This window comes from Luedemannella flava (assembly GCF_039528515.1).
Taxonomy (GTDB): domain Bacteria; phylum Actinomycetota; class Actinomycetes; order Mycobacteriales; family Micromonosporaceae; genus Luedemannella; species Luedemannella flava.
In genome coordinates, this window is the sequence record NZ_BAAALT010000218.1 from 1 (window position 1) to 765 (window position 765).

The following is a 765-nucleotide window of genomic DNA, read 5'->3' on the forward strand; positions in this document are numbered from 1 at the left end:
CACCCGGGCCCGGCTCGACCGCGCCGCCGCCGTGCTGCTCGCCGCGCGCGGCGAGCACGACCGCGCGGTCGCGCTGCTGGGCGACACCGCGGCGCGCTTCACCGAGCTGGGACAACCCATCGAGTACGGGCACAGCCTGCTCATCGCCGCCCAGGTGGAGCGCCGCCGCCGGCGGTACGCGTCCGCCCGCTCGCTCGCGGAGCGGGCGCTGGGCACGTTCACCGCTGTGGGCGCCACCCCGTGGATCGCGCAGGCGACCCGGGCCGCCGCGCCCGACCCGGCGGAGCTGACGGCGACCGAGGCGCGCATCGCGGCGCTGGTCCGGGCGGGGGCGAGCAACCGGGAGATCGCCGCGCAGCTGTTCCTGTCCATCAAGACGGTCGAGGCGACTCTCACCCGGGTCTACCGCAAGCTCGGCGTCCGGTCGCGCACGCAGCTGTCGAGCCGCCTCGTGCAGGGACTGTGACCCTCGGCAACGCATCAAGGGTTTTCCCTGTTTCGCTCAGTGGGACGCAAACCTAACGTCTGACCTCAACTGGGCCGTCGGTACACCCGCGGCTTGGCCGGACGGCCGTGGTACCCCCTACGGCCCCCCACCCCGGGAAAGCCCGCCCTGACCGGGCGGGCGGGAGGAGCAGAGCGTGAAACGACCCACTGTCCTACCCGCGACGCTGGCGCTCATCGCGAGCGCCTTCGTGGCGGTCGCCGCGAACCCGGCAGCCGCGGCGACCGCCGCGCCGCGCATCGAACCGGTCGGTGACCGGG

At 74.8% G+C, this 765-nt stretch carries 1 protein-coding gene; it reads left to right on the forward strand.

The genetic code is table 11. From position 1 onward, the window contains the following. Positions 1-466, forward strand: a 466-nt coding sequence (locus ABD211_RS26830) for a helix-turn-helix transcriptional regulator (RefSeq protein ID WP_344137729.1), incomplete at its 5' end; no start/stop codon positions are given. Positions 467-765 lie beyond the last annotated feature (299 nt).